This window comes from Phaeobacter sp. HF9A, assembly GCF_011806385.1.
Lineage (GTDB): Bacteria > Pseudomonadota > Alphaproteobacteria > Rhodobacterales > Rhodobacteraceae > Epibacterium.
On sequence record NZ_JAATOX010000238.1, the window covers coordinates 1 to 1,909 of the forward strand.

Here is a 1,909-nt window from a genome sequence, read left to right on the forward strand (position 1 = left end):
GGGGGGGGGCGGGGCGCCGGCTTCCGCCTCCGCCCCGCCGCAAGACCGCCCCGGCGGTGGCCCTGGCAATGGTCACAGCATGTCGGCAGGTTCGGGATATGGTCAGGCGACGGCAGTGGCGCCGCGCGTGGACAGCGCGCTGGCCCGTTATCCGAGTTTTGAGCATGTCATCGAACTGATCCGCAAACACCGCGATGTAAAGCTGCTGGTCGAGGTCGAAGGCGGCGTGCGGCTGGTTTCCTATCAGCCCGGGCGGATCGAATTCACACCCGCCGCCCGTGCGCCAAAGGATCTCGCCGCACGGCTGGGAACGGCGCTGCAAAACTGGACCGGCAGCCGCTGGGTGGTCTCTATTGCGCCGAATGGCGATGCGCCCACAATTGCCGAGCTCCGCGATGAGGCCGAAAACGCCCTGCGTGAAAAAGCCTCTGCCCACCCGATGGTTCAGGCGGTGCTGTCACAGTTTCCCAAGGCCCGGATCACCAAGATCCGCACCCCGGAGGAGCTGGAAGCAGAAGTGCAGGCCGACGCGTTGCCAGAAGTCGAAGACGAGTGGGACCCCTTTGAGGAGTGAGCCTGCGGGTTTGCGCCACGGCGCGGGCTTTCCCCTTGTCTGATCCCGGGTGCGCACGTATCTAACAGGGCAAACCTGACATCAGGAGTGATAGGATATGTTCAAAGGTCTCGGTGGCCTCGGTGAAATGGCCGGGATGATGAAAAAAGCCCAGGAGATGCAGACCAAGATGGGTGAAATGCAGGAAGAGCTGCATAACATCATGGTCGTGGGTGAAGCGGGCGCCGGTCTGGTCAAGGCGACCGCCAGCGCCAAGGGGGATCTGAAATCGCTGGATATCGACCCGTCGATCTTTAGCGGCGACGACAAGGAGGTGGTCGAGGATCTGATCCTGGCCGCCGTCAAGGACGCGCAGGCCAAGGCCGCTGAACGCGCGCAGGAAGAAATGACCAAGCTGACCGAAGGCCTGGGCCTGCCCAAGGATATGAAGCTGCCGTTCTGAGCGGCGCCGGGCAGATGGATCAAAGGCGGCCCGGGGGTCGCCTTTTTTCTTGGCCCGTTTTCGCGGTGCCCATTCAGAGAGGGTTCATCCGGCCTTGCACTTTGCCCGCCAGTGCGCCCTACTCGAACATAAGACGAACAGGAAATGCCCATGGCCGCGCATGACGTGAGCGACATCGAAAACCTGATCGCCCTGATGGCAAAGCTGCCGGGGCTGGGGCCGCGCTCGGCCCGGCGCGCGGTACTGCATCTGATCCGCAAGCGCGCGCTGGTGCTGACACCGCTGTCGGATACCCTGAGCCGGGTGGCGGAAACCGCGCGCGAATGCCTGAACTGCGGCAATGTGGGCACCAGCGAGATCTGCGCGATCTGCAACGATGCGGCGCGCGAGAATGGCGAGCTCTGCGTGGTGGAGGATGTGGCCGACCTCTGGGCGATGGAGCGCTCCGGCGTGTTCAAGGGCCGCTATCATGTGCTGGGCGGGACACTGTCGGCGCTGGATGCGGTTGGCCCCGAAGATCTGCGTATCCCGCGGCTGGTGGATCGGGTTGCCACCGAAGGGGTGAGCGAGGTCATCCTGGCGCTGAATGCCACCATCGACGGGCAGACCACCGCCCATTACATCGCGGACCAGCTGACCGGACGGGTCAAGCTGACCTCCCTGGCACAGGGCGTGCCGATCGGTGGCGAGCTGGATTATCTCGACGACGGCACCATCTCGGCGGCCCTCCGGGCGCGAACAGAGATCTGAGAGCCCAGCCCCCCAGCACTAGTCCCGAAGATCGTTCTGCATGTGCCGCCGGTGAATGCGCCTGCGGCGGGCGGAGCTCTCCCGCGCGGCTTTGATCCTGACGGATCGCATCCCCTTGGGCCCGGCATTGCGTGCCCAAGGGC

General features: G+C 64.6%; 2 protein-coding genes and 1 pseudogene. All 3 read left to right on the forward strand.

Features of this window, described 5'->3' with window-relative positions; genetic code table 11:
* A pseudogene (locus tag HCZ87_RS20635) lies at positions 1 to 574 on the forward strand (DNA polymerase III subunit gamma/tau); the annotation flags it as partial.
* Between the two features lie 97 nt (positions 575 to 671).
* Positions 672 to 1,016 carry a YbaB/EbfC family nucleoid-associated protein gene (locus HCZ87_RS20640; protein ID WP_167646994.1) on the forward strand — a complete coding sequence of 115 codons (345 nt, stop codon included), beginning with the start codon at positions 672 to 674 and terminating at the stop codon, positions 1,014 to 1,016.
* A 150-nt stretch (positions 1,017 to 1,166) separates the two neighbouring features.
* On the forward strand, positions 1,167 to 1,766 hold the full coding sequence (recR, locus tag HCZ87_RS20645; RefSeq protein WP_167646996.1) for a recombination mediator RecR: 600 nt from the start codon (positions 1,167 to 1,169) through the stop codon (positions 1,764 to 1,766).
* Positions 1,767 to 1,909: the final 143 nt, after the last annotated feature.